Source organism: Vibrio gazogenes (assembly GCF_002196515.1).
In the GTDB taxonomy this organism is placed as follows: Bacteria; Pseudomonadota; Gammaproteobacteria; order Enterobacterales; family Vibrionaceae; genus Vibrio; species Vibrio gazogenes_A.
This window is the reverse complement of the sequence record NZ_CP018836.1, coordinates 999,026-1,015,590: the sequence shown is the minus strand read 5'-3', so window position 1 is coordinate 1,015,590 and position 16,565 is coordinate 999,026. Positions and strand designations below refer to the sequence as shown.

15 protein-coding genes, 1 pseudogene and 1 riboswitch are annotated in these 16,565 nt (G+C 44.9%); of the genes and pseudogenes, 10 read left to right on the top strand and 6 right to left on the bottom strand.

The annotated features are described in order from the left end of the window. The first annotated feature begins 449 nt into the window (after positions 1–449). Positions 450–1,856 (top strand): glycoside hydrolase family 1 protein, encoded by a 1,407-nt coding sequence (locus tag BSQ33_RS20165; protein ID WP_088135120.1) that lies wholly within the window; start codon positions 450–452, stop codon positions 1,854–1,856. 267 nt (positions 1,857–2,123) lie between these two features. Here the strand turns inward: BSQ33_RS20165 and BSQ33_RS20160 are convergent, their stop codons facing one another. From BSQ33_RS20160 to BSQ33_RS20150, 3 genes are read right to left on the bottom strand one after another with little or no spacing between them, the layout of a single operon-like run. Continuing rightward, positions 2,124–3,158 carry a DUF2955 domain-containing protein gene (locus tag BSQ33_RS20160; protein ID WP_088135119.1) on the bottom strand — a complete coding sequence of 345 codons (1,035 nt, stop codon included), beginning with the start codon at positions 3,156–3,158 and terminating at the stop codon, positions 2,124–2,126. Between the two features lie 13 nt (positions 3,159–3,171). Next, positions 3,172–4,230 carry an HlyD family secretion protein gene (locus BSQ33_RS20155; protein WP_088135118.1) on the bottom strand — a complete coding sequence of 353 codons (1,059 nt, stop codon included), beginning with the start codon at positions 4,228–4,230 and terminating at the stop codon, positions 3,172–3,174. Positions 4,231–4,251: 21 nt separating this feature from the next. Continuing rightward, entirely contained in the window at positions 4,252–4,713 is a 462-nt protein-coding gene (locus BSQ33_RS20150; RefSeq protein WP_088135117.1) for a MarR family transcriptional regulator, read from the bottom strand. 256 nt (positions 4,714–4,969) lie between these two features. Here BSQ33_RS20150 and BSQ33_RS20145 point away from each other — a divergent pair, with 256 nt between their 5' ends. Together BSQ33_RS20145 and BSQ33_RS20140 are read left to right on the top strand one after the other, a co-directional pair. Next, on the top strand, positions 4,970–5,194 hold the full coding sequence (locus tag BSQ33_RS20145) for a hypothetical protein (protein ID WP_157721464.1): 225 nt from the start codon (positions 4,970–4,972) through the stop codon (positions 5,192–5,194). Positions 5,195–5,291: 97 nt separating this feature from the next. Beyond that, positions 5,292–6,887, top strand: a complete 1,596-nt coding sequence (locus BSQ33_RS20140; protein WP_088135115.1) for a carboxylesterase/lipase family protein — start codon at positions 5,292–5,294, stop codon at positions 6,885–6,887. Positions 6,888–6,985: 98 nt separating this feature from the next. On the opposite strand, the gene BSQ33_RS20135 is transcribed toward BSQ33_RS20140, so the two are convergent. From BSQ33_RS20135 to BSQ33_RS20125, 3 genes are all read right to left on the bottom strand, one after another. After that, positions 6,986–8,902 (bottom strand): methyl-accepting chemotaxis protein, encoded by a 1,917-nt coding sequence (locus BSQ33_RS20135; RefSeq protein WP_088135114.1) that lies wholly within the window; start codon positions 8,900–8,902, stop codon positions 6,986–6,988. A gap of 147 nt (positions 8,903–9,049) precedes the next feature. After that, complete coding sequence (ribB, locus tag BSQ33_RS20130) at positions 9,050–9,706, bottom strand: 3,4-dihydroxy-2-butanone-4-phosphate synthase (protein WP_088135113.1); 657 nt, start codon at positions 9,704–9,706, stop codon at positions 9,050–9,052. A gap of 114 nt (positions 9,707–9,820) precedes the next feature. Beyond that, positions 9,821–9,976: riboswitch (FMN riboswitch) on the bottom strand. A gap of 113 nt (positions 9,977–10,089) precedes the next feature. After that, positions 10,090–11,016: a LysR family transcriptional regulator gene (locus tag BSQ33_RS20125; protein ID WP_088135112.1), complete on the bottom strand. Its 927-nt coding sequence runs from the start codon at positions 11,014–11,016 to the stop codon at positions 10,090–10,092. 200 nt (positions 11,017–11,216) lie between these two features. Here BSQ33_RS20125 and BSQ33_RS20120 point away from each other — a divergent pair, with 200 nt between their 5' ends. From BSQ33_RS20120 to BSQ33_RS22090, 7 genes and pseudogenes are all read left to right on the top strand, one after another. After that, positions 11,217–12,017: a DODA-type extradiol aromatic ring-opening family dioxygenase gene (locus tag BSQ33_RS20120; RefSeq protein ID WP_088135111.1), complete on the top strand. Its 801-nt coding sequence runs from the start codon at positions 11,217–11,219 to the stop codon at positions 12,015–12,017. Positions 12,018–12,439: 422 nt separating this feature from the next. Continuing rightward, positions 12,440–13,060 carry a class I SAM-dependent DNA methyltransferase gene (locus BSQ33_RS20115; protein WP_088135110.1) on the top strand — a complete coding sequence of 207 codons (621 nt, stop codon included), beginning with the start codon at positions 12,440–12,442 and terminating at the stop codon, positions 13,058–13,060. Positions 13,061–13,175: 115 nt separating this feature from the next. Further along, positions 13,176–13,658 (top strand): YbaK/EbsC family protein, encoded by a 483-nt coding sequence (locus tag BSQ33_RS20110; RefSeq protein WP_088135109.1) that lies wholly within the window; start codon positions 13,176–13,178, stop codon positions 13,656–13,658. A gap of 91 nt (positions 13,659–13,749) precedes the next feature. Beyond that, positions 13,750–14,457, top strand: a complete 708-nt coding sequence (locus BSQ33_RS20105) for an aspartate/glutamate racemase family protein (protein WP_088135108.1) — start codon at positions 13,750–13,752, stop codon at positions 14,455–14,457. Between the two features lie 117 nt (positions 14,458–14,574). Beyond that, positions 14,575–15,519, top strand: coding sequence for a D-2-hydroxyacid dehydrogenase family protein (locus BSQ33_RS20100; RefSeq protein ID WP_088135107.1), 945 nt, complete (start codon positions 14,575–14,577; stop codon positions 15,517–15,519). An 84-nt stretch (positions 15,520–15,603) separates the two neighbouring features. After that, a complete protein-coding gene (locus BSQ33_RS20095; RefSeq protein WP_088135106.1) occupies positions 15,604–16,110 on the top strand; it encodes a GNAT family N-acetyltransferase in 507 nt (168 codons plus the stop codon). 107 nt (positions 16,111–16,217) lie between these two features. Then, positions 16,218–16,328 (top strand): annotated as a pseudogene (locus BSQ33_RS22090) (phosphotransferase); the annotation flags it as partial. Between the last annotated feature and the right edge of the window lie 237 nt (positions 16,329–16,565).

The following is a 16,565-nucleotide window of genomic DNA, read 5'->3' as shown; positions in this document are numbered from 1 at the left end:
ACAATCAATCGGGGCAGTTATTGTTTGTCTGAATGAGGGTCGGTATAAACACAGGATAGATTAGATTTTGTTATTTCCTCTGTGCAGGAATAACCTGACGTATACGGAACGAAGATCAGACCGGTGTTTCCAGAGTGTCAGGTTTTTATAACTAAAAATTAGGATTGTTACCGCGTTCGCGGGCAAAACCTGAAAGACATCACTGACCGTATGGTGAGGCTGTTCTTTCGGGTTTTTTTTGGTTCTCAATTTTGTGGTGTTGAATTTCTAATCATGATTTGAGGTTGAGATAACCCTATCGATGGCGATTATCAGAGCACTTGTTGGGATTGGCCTGTTGTTTTGATCAATCGAAGGCAGCAGGAAATGCAGAACAACCTGAATAACAGTGCAACACCAGTGACTGAATCATAGGGTTAACATCAGGATTAAACAGGAGAAAATAAAAGATGAGTTTTAAATTTCCCGATTCGTTTTTATGGGGAGGCGCAACGGCTGCGAACCAGATTGAAGGTTCTTACTTAAGCGACGGTAAAGGTCTATCCACTTCAGATGTATGCCCTTATGGTGCATTTGGCGACATTGTGCCTCGTCAGGCCGGCGATTTTAATATTAAAGATCTGGCGATTGATTTTTATCATCGTTATCCCGAGGATATCGCACTCTTTGCCGAAATGGGATTTACCTGCTTGCGCTTATCGATTGCCTGGAGTCGTATTTTTCCTCATGGAGATGATGCGGAACCCAATGAAGCGGGTTTAGCGTATTACGACAAAATTTTTGCTGAGTTAGCAAAGCATGGTATTCAACCGCTGGTGACACTCTCTCACTACGAGATGCCTCTGAATCTGGCGGAAAAATATCATGGTTGGGCGAGCCGTGATGTGATTGGTTTTTTTGAAAAGTATGCGCGCGTGGTGTTTGAACGTTATGGTCATGCAGTTAAGCTTTGGCTGACATTTAACGAGATTAATGTGACGTTGCATGAACCATTCACGGGTTCAGGTTTGCCGAGAGACTGTGACGAGCAAACGCGTTACCAAGCGATCCATCATCAGTTAGTTGCCAGTGCTAAAGCGGTAAAAGCGTGCCATGAAATGATTCCAGATGCCAAAATCGGCAATATGATTCTGGGTGCGATACAGTACCCATTCACTTGTCACCCGAATGATGTGATGTATACCCTGACGCAAAACAGGGAATGGCTGATGTTCGGTGATGTTCAGGCAAGAGGATATTATCCGACTTATATGACGCGTAAGTTCAAGGAACTGGGCGTTGAAATCAACATCACAGATGATGACCGGGAAGCCCTGAAAGAAACCATCGACTTTGTGTCGTTTAGCTATTATATGAGCGGATGTGCCAGCGCTGACCCGGACGAGCAGTCTAAAACGCAGGGTAACATGCTGAATATGGTGGCAAACCCGTACCTGAAAGCCTCTGAATGGGGCTGGCAGATTGATCCGGTTGGATTGCGTTATCTGCTTAACTTCTTATATGACCGTTATCAGCTACCGCTATTTGTGGTTGAAAATGGCTTTGGTGCGAAAGACGTTGTCAATGAAGCAGGTGAAATTGTCGATGATTATCGGATTGATTATCTGAATGATCACCTTTTCCAAATCGGTGAAGCGATTCAGGATGGTGTTGAACTGATGGGTTACACCAGTTGGGGGCCGATAGATTTAGTCAGTGCCAGTACTGCACAGCTTGCCAAACGTTATGGCTATATTTATGTTGATCGTAATGATGATAATCAGGGAACACTTGATCGGATACGCAAGAAAAGCTTCTACTGGTATCAGGATATTATCCAGTCGCAGGGAGAAAAACTGGCGCCACCGAAAGCGTAAGGTCGTCAAATTGCTGTAGATATGGTTGGTTTTGGTTGCTGAATGTCAGGGCAGAAGTGAGCCTGTCGCGTTTGTCTTTGAACGGATGATTGCAACTCGGCAGCCACAAAATACAGGATTGAGTGTCATCAGACCTCAATCCTTTTTTGTGACTTTACAGTGTAAAACGGTGTATTGGGGGCTCGCCATATTTTTGAACGCGCTATGTTTTTAAAAACACCATGTTTGAACACACGATGTAGCGTCAAGGCAACCCTTGATGCGAGGTCAGTGCCCGTATTTGGTCGCTTCCATGGTATTCAAGAGACGATGGAGAATGTATGTCGCGATCAAAGTGGCAACAATAGCAAATAAGATACTGCTAATTCGATATAACGCATTGAATGTTAAGTCACTGGACGGTGTCAGGTACTGACCGAAGAGAATCCCTAATGTGGTTAATCCGCCAAACCCTACCCCGGAACCGCTTGCTTCTTTGGTGTGCAGATAGCTAAATAACATCGTACCGATCCACAGTAATGGGATGACTAGTATCAATTGGTTTGAGCGGTCATAGAGCAGGATTTGACAGCTCAGGCCAAAAAAAACACCCAAAATTGTTCCCATGGCTCTTTTTCTGGCATAGCCCAAAGCGCCATTCCAGTTCATCGGAAACAGGAGTAACAGGCTGGTGGACTGCGCTGACATTGAATCACTGAGGTTGAAGGTCTGGAACACGAGAAATGATAATGTCGCGACACCAGTTCCTAACAGTGTCTCATGGCGGAAACGGTGAGAGCGTTTGGGCTCTGCCGGTGGTGGCGGTGATTGTCTGGCAGCCACATCAGGAATGAGGTAGTGCATCAGGTATGCAATCCCAATCGCAAGGAAATTCGCTGCCATGTTACAACTGATCATGTCGTTAATATCGGTGGTTGAATAACTGGCGAAATGCAGCATGATACTCAGATTCAGCACACAGTTTGCACCGAACAGGAATAATGGCCCGCGGGCCATACAGGCAAATTTGGAGAGGAACAGTAACAACGCAATGATAGTCATAATGCCCGGATGCCCGCCGAATAGGCCTGCGAGCAGGCCGACTTCCAGTGTACAGATCACCGCTGATGCGATCATTTGTCGGGCGATGTGTCCGTTGAGTACCGGAATCATCCCCAGCAATAGCATCGGAACGACCGTAAAAAAGACCCCAAAATTCCAGCCAAAGTATTTACTAAAAGCAAAACCGAGGGTTGCCCCCGTCGCAATCCGTAAGCACTGCCGGAGATCGTTGTCATTGAGAGGATGAGTCCATAAGCGCATCTTGTTCTCCGGATCAGTAAATGTAGTGCAATAAACTCAGTGCATGAATTTGCATCCGCGCAAACCAAGCAAACACCGGTTGATTGGGGATCAGTTGTACCGTGGCTCTGGCACCGGATGGCAGATTTTCTGGCAGCGGCTGATTGAGCGTCAGATGGAGTCGGATCCGCTGGGCATCTCTGACCCACCGGTTTGAACTTGTCGGAGAGGCAAGAGAGCCGTTCGCATCAAATTGGCCACTACTAACCCCCGCATCGATGGTACTGACTTTAGCGGTATAAAGGCGGCCCGGATCGCGATCAAAAGTAATCAGTGCCGGGGTATTATGGCGAAAATTGCGCAGACTCTTTTCTCTGAAATCCGCAATGATATCCAGTTTTTTATCGACCAGAGCAATCAATGGTGTGCCTTTATTGGCGTAAGTTCCGACCATGAGTTGTAGGTTGGTGATAATGCCGGCATGTTCTGCTTTGATTTGGGTATAAGAGAGATTCAGTGCTGCTTGCTGAAGGCGATTCTGTGCCATCTTCACCGTGACATTCTCATGTGTCGTTGTCCCGCGACGTACTCGTAACTCTTTCAGCCGGGCTTGTGCGGCCATCAGGTTTGCTTTTGCCGCAGTCGCATTACTTAATGCATCATCGCGTTGTTGTTGGGAGACCCCATTACGGGTAAAGAGTTTATCTAAACGTTTGGCTTCCCGAACTTTTTGGTTAAACACAATTTGATTGGCTTCGGCATCTGCTTGTGCAGCTGCAATCGAAGCATCTAATTGTTGATTGTCCTGAATGGCTTTTTCCAAATCTATTTTGGCTTTCTCGACAGCAAGCTGATAGGGCGCAGGATCGATCTCAAACAGGAGATCGCCTTGCTGAACTTGTTGGTTGTTATGGACATACACTTGATTGATTTGTCCGCTGACTCTGGGAGCAATCTTCGTAATGACACGGGTTGCCATCGCCTGTGGCGTCAGTGGCATCACTGTATCTGCCAGTAAAAAATAGGCGAAAAGGACGATGAAAAGCGCACTGGCGTATTTCACCCAGCGTGCAAATTTTTGATCAGGGGTCATCTTGTGAAACTTCCTTCGTTATTATTCTGGTTGGTGCAGGTTGCCCTGAGCATTATGGGCAATTTTTTCTAATGTTTTACTCAGTTGGTTTAGTTCGGCTTCGTCAATATTGATGAGCATACAATGTCTGACGTGCAGTACTCTTTCTTCTATTTGCTTTAAAAGCGCTTTGCCACTATCCGTTAAATGAACAATTCGGGCACGTTTGTCGTATGGACAACAGTGGCGCTCGATAAGGTTTTGCTCTTCAAGCAGCTTTAAGGTTCTCATCAGTGAACCAAGTTCGATTTCAAGTGCGTCAGCCAGTATTTTTTGGCTGATTCTGTCGCCGAGACGCTGGAGCTTCCAAAGGGCAACCCAACGGCTTTGGGTTAATCCGAGTGGTGCAAGTTCCTGATTTGCAAAACTCTTCCACAAACGAGCAGCTCGGGCGAGTTGTTCGGCAAGCGATAAGTTCTTCAAAATAGTCAGATCGTCGACCATGGTGGTGTGTCTCAATTACTAAGCGTGCTCAGTAATATATAGTAGTTAGCAGGCTAAGTAAATATTTTTGACTTGAGTCACAAAAATTAATGCTAAATCTATTGATAGGCAACGCTGTGCAGTGTCGATTTGTTATCCACTTCACAGGGTGAGCGGGAAACGTTTGAGTTAGGAAACATATCTCACTAAATTAGTTTCATATTTGGATTGTTACTGTGGTTGTTCAATAATCTGCGCTTGATGGGGTTATGTGAGAATGATGCAGGCAAAACCTAGCTTTCCTGAAGTGTTACTTCGGGAGCTAGGTTTTTTTATGGATGTCCGGTTTTCATGGAAGCTTGGTTTTTATAGCGATCGCCTTTTACAAAGACTGGTTTCTATAAAGGCAGATTTCTATGAGGACATGTTGCCCGTGTTGTTGGTTGAGATGTCGGCCGCGGTTTTGATTCGAATTGAATCACAGCAATATTGTGACGTGTGATATGAACAGCACGTCGTCTGACTCGGTAAGTTTGTTGGTTGAATGTAGACACCGAGGATGAATTGATATCCAATCGATAAAACGGAGAATACTTCAAATGAAAAAGAACCGCATTTATATGCTGGCACTCGCACTTGTGGGGTTGAGCTGTAATGTGTCTGCACATGAGAATACGATAGTGGAAATCAAAGATGGCCTCATGCAGGGGGTTCACAATGGTTCGGTTATTTCCTACAAGGGTATCCCTTATGCGCAGCCTCCTGTTGGAGACTTGCGCTGGCGAGCGCCACAACCCGTCACGGCTTGGGATGGTGTTTTACAAGCGAAAAATTATGGCAGTGACTGTATGCAAGTCCCTTTCCCGGGCGATGCAGCACCACTCACTGGCACGCTGTCTGAAGATTGCCTCTTTTTGAATGTTTGGCAACCCGCAGAGCCAAGCCGGACATTGCGTCCGGTGATGGTATGGATTCACGGGGGCGGTTTTGTCAACGGTGGCTCTTCTGCTGCAAATTATGACGGGACGTCTTTTGCTCAAAACGGGATAGTGATGGTCAGTATCAACTATCGTTTGGGACGTTTTGGCTTTTTTGCCCATCCGGCTCTGACAGCGGCAAATCAAGATTCTGTACTGGGTAATTACGGTCTCATGGATCAGATTGCGGCATTAAAATGGGTGCAAGATAATATCGCTCATTTTGGCGGCGATCCAAATCAGGTCACGGTTGTTGGTGAATCTGCCGGAGGCTTGTCGATTCATGGACTTTTAACGTCGCCGTTGGCTGAGAACTTATTTGGGCGAGCAATTATTCAATCGGGAGCTGGTCGTCGTAATTTCAGCGACCGCTATCTGAGCCATGAGAATAAATTTGGTCAAGCCTCTGCTGAAACTGCTGGCTTGCTATTTGCACAGAAGTTTCATATCGAGGGGCAAGGACAAAGTGCATTAGACGCTTTGCGGTCGCTATCGGCTGAAGATGTTGTCGGTGATTTGAGCATGATGAGTATGGATAATGCGACATACACTGGCCCGATGATTGATGGCAAATTGATCACTGATCATCCTCAGAATATATACAACGCTGGGCGAGGGCTGTCTATGCCACTCCTGTTGGGGGCGACAACCTCAGAAATTCCCGTTTCATCTCCCTTTACCGAATGGCCTGAAACCGTAGATGAAGCATTATCTATTTTCGGTCCGATGGGGGCTAAAATTGCAAGGTATGCCTATGGTGTCACACCTGATACGTCTGTCACGAAACTGGTTTTGGATATTATCCGCGATGCAGGGATGGTTGAGCCTGCCCGCTTTGCGATGAAAGCAGCTGCCTCGCAAGGGCAATCCGTTTATGGTTATCGCTTTGGTTATATCGCTGACGTCTTGAAACCGACCTCGGAAGGCGCGGACCATGCCAGTGATATTGTTTACGCATTCAATACGTTGCGTGCTCAATATCATGATTCAGTGACTGATGCTGATCAGGCAATGGCTGAGCTGATGCATCAATACTGGGTTAACTTTATTCGCTTTGGCAATCCGAATGCGCCGGGGGTGCCGTATTGGTCTCATTACCGGGGTTGGGCGGACAATCTAATGATGTTCTCCAATGAGGGCGCAGACCAATCCGGTATGGTCTTTGATCCTTGGAAAGTTCGTCTGACGCTGATTGAGTCAATCCAGCCATCATTGTGATGCAGCGATAGCTGTCTTTTTGACTGTCATCCAGTCATGAAAAAAGCGCACCGGAAGGTGCGCTTTTTGTTCAACCCATGAGCATGTTTAACCCATCATTAAAGTTTAAAACGTCCGACAATGTTGATGAGGTTATGGTTAACATTGTTGATGCTTTCCATGCCTGACAGTGACTTCTGCCCATTCTGATTTAACTCATTGACGATATCATTCAGCGCAGACATATTGCGACTAATCTCATGAGTGACGCTGCTCTGTTCTTCTGCCGCAGTAGCGATTTGAGAACTTAAATCATTAATTTTGTAGATGAACTCGGTCATTTTTTCTAGGCTGACTGCTACATTGTCAGAGCCTGTTGAAGTCTCTAGGCAGCGTTCTTTGGTATGACCCATCGACTCGACAATGGTTTCGGTTCCCTTGAGCAGGTGCGACAATGCCTCTTCTATTTCTTCCGTACTTTTCTTCGTTCTGCTGGCCAGATTTCTGACTTCATCTGCAACCACAGCAAACCCGCGTCCCTGTTCTCCGGCCCGAGCTGCTTCTATCGCGGCATTGAGTGCCAGAAGATTCGTTTGTTCTGCAATACTGCCGATCACCGTCAGAATGGAATGGATACTCTGGGTCTCGTTATTCATATTTTGAATATGGGTTGAAGAGTTCTCAACATCATTCATTAATGCCGAGACGGTATGTTGAGCCTGAGTCATGATTTGTCTTGATTCAGTGCTGGTATCATTGGCCTGTTGAGTCAAATTGGCCGTATTGGCAGCATCTGATGCCATCGATTCGGCTGTTGCATTCATCTCTTCAATGGCGGTGACCACTTGTTCCGTTTCGACGACGTGGCTATTGAGGATCTCAGAGTTGTGTTCAGAGAGTTGTTTCATATCTCCGATATTGGTTTGCAGCTGACCGGATGCGTTTTGGATTTCCAGCATCATTTCCTGCAAGCTACCAATGAACTGATTAATTCCCCCGGCAATTTGTCCCAGATCGTCATTGGAGTGAACTTCCAAACGTTGGGTCAGATCGCCATCCCCACGCGAGAGACCGGCAATCATATTTTTAAGTGCAATAATGGGACGATATAAGATTTGAATGACAAAAAAGGCGATGATCAAACTCACGATAGTGGCAATGATGGTCGTCGTAATGGCGGTGTGTTTTGCCGAGATCAGCCCTTCATAAGCAATCGCTTTATTGAGACCAATCATGAAATACCAGCTTTTATTGGCAACTTTAATCCGATGGCTGAATAAAATTTTATCCTGCCCGTTCAGCTTATATTCTTGTACGGTCTGCTCTTGCTGAACAGCTTTGGCAACGACATCTTTAAACCAATCAAAATCAGCGGCTTTGTCTCCGGTTTTGATGGTATTAGAAGATGAAGCCAGCACGGTCGTGTCTTGATTTAAAATGACAGCGACGGCCCCTTCAATGTCATTTGAGTCTTTAACTAACTGACTCAGAAACGCAAGCTGCATATCAACACCGATCACCCCGTCTTTTATTTTCTGGACAAGACTAACCCAGTAAACACCAGGGTTCGAGCTATCAGGATAGGGTTCTGTCATGGACGGATTGACTGCATTCCGGCCATCTTTATAGTAGCCTACGGTGCGGATATCCCCATTGAACTTATGATTGGGCCAGGATTCACTGGCCAGACTCCAATACGCATCACCAGTCGCTTCAAACCCGATGAATGAGCTGCCGGTATTGAGTGTGGTCGCAAACATTTTGGTTTGATTGATATAGTCTTGAGGAGACTGGCCGGGGAGGGAGGTATCTTTATACATATCACCGATACCTTTTATGCTTTGTACTTTCTCGCTGATGAAATTGGCAACCAAATCGGCTTTATTCGCCGCGTAATCTTTCCCGGATGCCGTGATCAATTGAGAAATTGTCTCAGCTTGTTTGATATAAGATATATAGCTGGAAATTGATACAGAGGCACCAACGAGCAACATCACTGAAATCAGTAATACTTGTTTAAGTCCGTACTTTTTCATATCGAATCCTTCCGGATAGTTGTTCTAATAATTTTTTCGGCGTGGTTTATTCAAAGTTTAGTATTATTTCTGATAATTAAGTAATTTGTGTGACATAAACCTGAAGAATATTCTCCTCAGGTTTATGATTATGTGGGATGGACTTGATTAGGCTGATTTCTGATGTTGTTGGAGCAGGTAGATTGCGATGTCCTCAATGGTCAAAACCGGTAAATCATGTTGGTGGCTAAAACGGATAATCTCCGGTGTTTGTGCCATCGTGCCATCTTCATTGGTCACTTCACATAAAATACCCGCGGGTTGTAGCCCTGCCAGTTTCATCAGATCGACCGTTCCTTCGGTATGACCGCGGCGGACTAACACGCCACCATCCCGGGCCCGTAGGGGGAACACATGCCCGGGGCGGGCCAAATCATCGCCTTTTGTATCCGGGTGAACGGCTGTTTTGATCGTTGTCACCCGATCTGCGGCAGAAACGCCGGTGGTTACGCCGACTTTCGCTTCAATACTCACGGTAAAAGCGGTTTGGTTCTGACTGTTGTTTATCTGAACCATTGGCGGCAATTCCAGACGGTCTGCATCTTTTTCTGTTAAGCACAGACAAACAATCCCACTGCACTCACGGATCATGAGTGCCATTTGCGTTGGTGTCAGATGTTCTGCTGAATAGATAAGATCGCCTTCATTCTCCCGATCTTCGTCATCAAGCAGTAAGACGCCTTTTCCTTCTCTTAATGCTTGCAATGCGGTTTCGACGCGATGTATCGGGTCACCGAATTCGGCGAGTAAATTTAACTGATTCATGGTTACCTCTATGTATTTGTTTTACCAGAATCAGGGCAAATGTGAGGGATGATAAATCACAGGCACAACTTTCCCCCAGCCGGAAACCCGTTACAGGAAAGTGTTGTGACCATACTGAATTCTCTCTCATCCGGACTATAACCGTCGGCTCTGGCTTGGAACCAGATCTGCTTGACCCTGATATGAATGCATATCAGGCGCTCGTGGGCTCGTCAGACGCATGTCTGACCTACCACCGGTGGGGAATTCCGCCCCGCCCTGAGAATATTAAAAATACCGTACAGACAATGAATGCTCAGATTCAACCAATACGGCACGCATATCATAAACTTGACTAAGGGAAAAAAGAAGTTCCTTTTGACAATGAATACACGAGTGTGATTTCACGCTGTGTATGACGGATGACTGTCACACGGCTTGTCCCAGTAGGGCAGTTCACCATAGTAGCCACTGATAAAATCAATGAAGTGACGAATCTTACTGGCCAGAAACTGGCGATTTGGATAAACCGCATATAGTCCCATCATCTGGAGAGGAAACTGCTCGAGCACGACCAATTCACCCCGAGCCACAGCATTGTAAGTCAGGAATGTCGGTTGAATCGCAATTCCCTGATGCCGTATGGCAGCGTTGATCAGAATATCACCATTATTGCTGACCAGATGCGTATTCTGCTCACTGAATGGTGAGTGCTCTCCCCATGAGGCAGTAATTTCTCTGCCCTCTGAATAGCTATAGCGAAGATATTTGTGTTGACTCAGATCTTCTGCTGTCTTCGGTTCGCCATACTTGGCCAGATATTGTGGTGAAGCACAGGTGACCATGCGGATCGGTGCAATTTTACGCCCGATCAAAGACGAGTTTTTCAGGTTGCCGATGCGCAGAGCGATATCAACATTGGCTTCGAGTAAATTGACTTTTTGATCGGTCAGAAAAAGCTGAACGTTGACCGACGGATAGCGTGACTGAAATTCAGCAATCGGTTCAGACAGGTGGTGAATCCCGAAAGACATTGGTGCACTGATATTGAGTGTTCCCGTGACCTGATTTTGCAGGTCGGTCAGGGAGTTTTCCATTTCTTCAATATCCAGCAGCACCTGCTGACATCGTTGCAGGTAGATGTGACCGGCTTCCGTAAGATTTATTTTGCGAGTTGTGCGGGTCAGCAATCGGGTTTTCAGATCGGATTCTAGCTGAGAGACATACTTACTGACGAGCTGGGGGGATAGGTTCATCCGCTCAGCGGCTTTATGAAAACTGCCTTCAGTTACGACGGAAGTAAACGCCTTCATCATCAGAAGTTTATTCATAGCATGATATCGCGAATGGTAGTGAATGGCCTGTTTTTACCATAAATCGGTAGGTAAGTATATCTGGGGGAACAGGAACGCTGCTTGGTCAATTAACAACAATATGTTGTTAATCATTCAATAAATAAGGGTTTTATCATAAATAAGTTGATCGGTATATTGAAGGCATCTGATGAAGTAACGGGTTAAGAGAGGTTGTTATGAATAATGTGCTGATGCCGACACTGTTTGTGTCCCATGGTTCACCAATGATGATAGTGGAGCAATCCGAGACAACGGCGTTTTTTAAACGGATAGGTCAGACGATTCCGAAGCCTGAGGCGATTGTCATTTTCTCAGCACATTTCGATGTGGCGGGTCCGGTGATGATTACCAGTGGTCAAACTCTGGGGACGATTCATGATTTTTATGGTTTTCCTCAACCTCTTTATGCGGTTGAATATCCTGCTCACGGAGATCCTGATTTAGCACAAAAGGCCGGTGAACTATTACAGAAGCATGGTTTTTCCGTCGCGCTCGACCAGACCCAAGGATTGGATCATGGGGCATGGGTTCCGCTGCAATATATGTTTCCGCACCGGGATATTCCGGTGATCAGTGTCTCTATTAATAGTCAGGCAAGTGCGCAAACCCACTATGAATTAGGGCAAGCCTTGTCACCGCTGCGACGGGAAGGCGTGCTCTTTATTGGTTCCGGTGGGATCAGTCATAACCTGAGAGCGGTATTTTCTCAAACATCCGATCCGGAAAGTATCCATAAAATGCAAGCGTTCACGGATTGGATCGCAGAGAAAGTGGAACACCGGGATGTTGACGCGATTAATCACTATTTACAAGCCGCACCTCATGCGCTTTTCAATCATCCGACACCGGATCATTTTTTACCGCTTCCCTGTATTTTGGGAACCAGTGCCGCTTCTGAAAATGGCAAAGTGTTACACCGTTCAGTTGACATGGGATTACTGGCGTTGGATGCATACGGGTTTGGCCTGACGGCTTAAAAAATAAAAGATAAAAGGCAGAAAGTCGTATGTACTTTCTGCCTGCCCACCCCCGGATTCACTGCGACTGCTCTTCATGGGCATCGTGATTCAAACAAGTCTGCATCGAGAAATTTGTGGTGAAATGACCGATTGCAGCGCTCGACAAAACCATTTCCTGAGTTTGGCAATTTCATCTTCCAGCTGTTTGATACGTTTAATATCAGATGCTTCCATCCCTCCATATTTGATTTTTCATCGATGTAATGTCTACGCCACCTCACTTTTTATTCATCATTTCACTCGTATTCTCAGTAACATATATAAAAATCTTTACATTCAGATGTGATGTTATACAGAATGATGTAGGTAAGTTATACGACAGGATGCTGTCTAATCACTGTTATGTGGTTTTCTAAGCATCGGGACAAGGAAAGAATTCTATGAGTAATTATTTCGATTCGGTAGCAAGTGCATGGGATGACAATCCTATGAAAATTGAACGTGCAGGAGCGATGGCAGCGAAAGTTAAGGAAATTGATTTCGAATCTTATAATAGTGTTGTTGATTTTGGCAGTGGTACCGGTTTGCTTGGTGTCCAGCTTCGAAATACGTTTGCTACCGTACATTTGGCTGATTCATCAGAAAAAATGTTAGAGGTTGCTAAAACCAAAATTACTACAGCTAACTTAGACAATATTCATACCCACCACATCGAATGTTTATCGGAGTTAAATTCAAAGCATTCAGCCATTGTTACTTTAATGACGCTGCATCATATTCCCGATGTTCAAAGTTTTTTCTCGCGGGCATATCATGCGTTAGACCTCAGAGGGACTTTGGTCATTGCGGATCTTTATAAAGAAAATGGGTCGTTTCATAAAAACCATCCTGAATTTACTGGGCACAATGGGTTTGATGTTTCGGCATTAAAGGAAATTGCCGAGCATTCTGGCTTTCACGTTGAACGAGTGGAGCCATTCTATGAAATTTGGAAAGAAAACGAAGTGGGTGTTGAAGTCTCGTACCCATTGTTTTTTCTGGTCGCCAAAAAATCGGAATAAATCAAACCACATACACATTGCTTAAGCGGCATGCCCCGCGCCGCGATCAATACCCGTTCAGGTTGAACAAAATTCAACCATGAAAAATAAGCAATCACTGGCATATGGAGGAATTATGTCAACGGAACTGAAAGCTTCATCATTGAAAGTACAAGCTTTTTTGTCTCAGCATGGGCAGGATTTTGTTGTTCAGCAAATGCCGAGTTCAACTCGAACAGCGAAAGATGCAGCCGAGGCAATTGGCTGTACGGTTTCCCAAATCGCTAAATCGTTAATTTTTAAACATGGTGAAACGGGTGCGCCGGTTTTGGTTGTCGCATCAGGCACGAATATGGTTTGCACCGACAAGGTTAAAGAAGCAACAGGGATTGCATTGGAAAAAGCAGATGCATCATTTGTACGAGATAAAGTGGGTTACGCTATCGGTGGGGTTCCTCCAGTGGCTCATGATGAGAAGATTCAAACGCTCCTAGATAAAGACCTACACCAATATACAGAAATTTGGGCGGCTGCGGGTACGCCGAACTCTGTGTTTAAACTTAATCCACAATATCTAGGTGAGCTCACGCAAGGTCAGTGGATCGATTTAGCAAGATAAATATAACCGGTGAATCAAGCCGACCAATTTTCCGCTGTTGCTCCAAATTGGCGGCCTATTTGCGGGCACCGCTTAAATGATGGAGTACAACATGAAAACAATTGGAATGTTAGGTGGGATGAGTTGGGAATCAACCGCCAGCTATTATAAGGCAATCAATGAAGGTGTTAAGTCAGAACTTGGTGGTCTACATTCTGCAAAAATTTGCTTATATAGTGTTGATTTCGATGAAATTGAAAAGCTACAACATGAAGGCAAATGGAATGAAACGGCATTGATTTTATCGAATGCAGCAAAGTCAGTTGAAGCCGGTGGTGCTGATTTTTTAATGATTTGCACAAATACAATGCATAAAGTTGTTCCGGAAATTGAGGCTGAAATTTCTATCCCGATTCTTCATATTGCCGATGCAACGGCCGATAAATTGGTTGCTGACGGCGTTAAGAAAGTTGGGTTACTTGGTACTCGCTTCACAATGGAGCAGGATTTCTATAAAAGCCGCTTAGTTGATAAGTTTGGGATTGATGTGATTGTTCCTAATACTCACGATCAGACCGTTGTTCACGACATCATTTATGATCAATTGTGTCGGGGGATTATTTGCACTGAATCAAGAGAACAGTATTTGAATATTGTAAACAGTTTACATGATCAGGGTGCCGAGGCTGTGATACTTGGTTGTACTGAAATCGCGCTACTGATTCAACAAGCACATACACAAGTACCATTGTATGACACGACTGAAATTCATGCTGCAAGGGCTGTTCAACTCGCAATATCGAATGATATGGCAATATAAATCAAGGTGATGCGTTATACTCAGCGGTTTGGGTCGCGAGTTCAGTATGCTTTGCCGGTTCACTGTGACCCATTTTAGTTGCAGAAATTGCAGACGTTATAAAACAAGGAGAGTTGAATGAAAATAACGGTATTGGATGACTATCAGGACGTGGTCAAAACGCTGGATTGTTTCGAATTATTGTCAGCGCATGATGTCACGATCCTCAATGAAACACTCCCGGAGGCAGAGTTAGTCACCAAGCTTATCGATACTGAGGCCCTCGTGTTAATCCGAGAGCGCACCGTCATCACAGAATCACTATTGTCTCAGTTGCCACGGCTACGGGTTATCAGTCAAACCGGTAAAGTCAGCAATCATATTGATGTTCGCTTGTGTGAGAAACACGGCGTGAAAGTACTAGAAGGCCGCGGCTCTCCAATCGCGCCTTCAGAGTTGTGTTGGGCTTTGCTCATGGCAGCCAGTCGTCATATACCAACATATGTTTCTAACCTTCAAAATAACCAATGGCAGGACTCCGGCGCACTTGGCTTAGGTCGCACTTTAAAGGGGTTAAAACTCGGTATTTGGGGTTACGGGAAAATAGGACAACGCATTGCTCAATATGCAAAAGCGTTTGAAATGACAGTTGTCGTTTGGGGGAGTATTGAATCTAGAAATTTAGCGCTTGAGCATGGTTTTGAAGCTGCGGCATCAAAACAAGCGTTCTTCTCTACTTCAGATATAGTGTCATTGCACTTACGTTTAAATCACGCAACGAGAGCATGTGTTTCGGCCGAGGATCTTCGTCTCATGAAACCAGATTCTCTATTTCTCAATACCAGTCGTTCAGAACTTGTCGAAACCTCGGCACTGTATCATGAGCTTGTCTCCGTTCCGACCAAGCGAGCAGCCATCGATGTGTTTGATAATGAGCCTGCATCTTCAAGTAACGAACCCTTGCTTGCATTACCCAACGTAACGGCAACGCCTCATCTTGGATACGTTGAACAAAATAGTTATGAGCTGTACTTCAAAATAGCATTTGAGAATATTTTAGCTTTCGAGCTGGGTGCAGTATAAATCGTTGCATCGCTATGATGTGTCTCATACCTTAAATCGGGTGTTATGTTGCGATTCAAATTCATCGTATAAAAAGGAAGAGAAATGGTTGTACTCAGAGAGATGAGACAAGAAGAATATCCAGCATTCTGTCAGTATTTTATTGATGACTATAGTCAGGAAATTGCTGCGAATTACGGTCATTCAATAGCGTTGGCAATTGAGCTAGCGGAAAAAGATTTGCATCGTCATTTTCCAAATGGTCTGGAAGACACAGAACATTCACTGCTATGTATTGATGCGGAAGTTGAAGGGGAACAATGTTTAGTCGGTTACCTATGGCATTCCGTTAATCACAACGACAGTTCAACGTTTATCTACGATTTCTTTATCGCGCCAGAGCATAGAAGCCGAGGTTTCGGCCGGCAAGCCATATCTGCGTTAGAAAAACAGCTTCAATCAGCCGACATCAATCAAATAAAGTTAAGAGTCGCGTATCATAATGAACGCGCATTAAAGTTGTATAAAGAGGTTGGTTTTGCCGTCACGGGTTTCAATATGTCGAAGACAATATCGAAACAGGGACGAGTCAATAATCAGCATCACTCGTGAAGTGTTGGATGAATAATTGAGGGTGGCTCACCTGCTCACGGATTCACCTTCTCAGCGAATCAAACGGCAAAACGACTCCCACGATGGTGGGTTGCCTAAGGAGTATCATGGAAGCGTTGTCCGGTGGTCGATCATCGGCAATATATCGAGATGGTGATGTTGTTTACAGGCCGAACAATCCTTGGCATCCAACAATTCATCAATTATTACAGCATTTAGCGTGCGTTGTGTAAATAAGTCAATTTAGAGCACATTATATTGTGACCCTTAATTAAATTTTCGGCACCATAAATATTTCAATGTTATTTATTCGGAGGCTGAAATTATTGAAATTCGAATATTGGTGTGCAAAAACTATTACGTTGATTATTGATGATTAAGTTATTTATAAAAGTAAAAGACCCACGTTGGATCTCACTTTTATTTTGCTAGTATTTATGCCGCCATTCATCGAA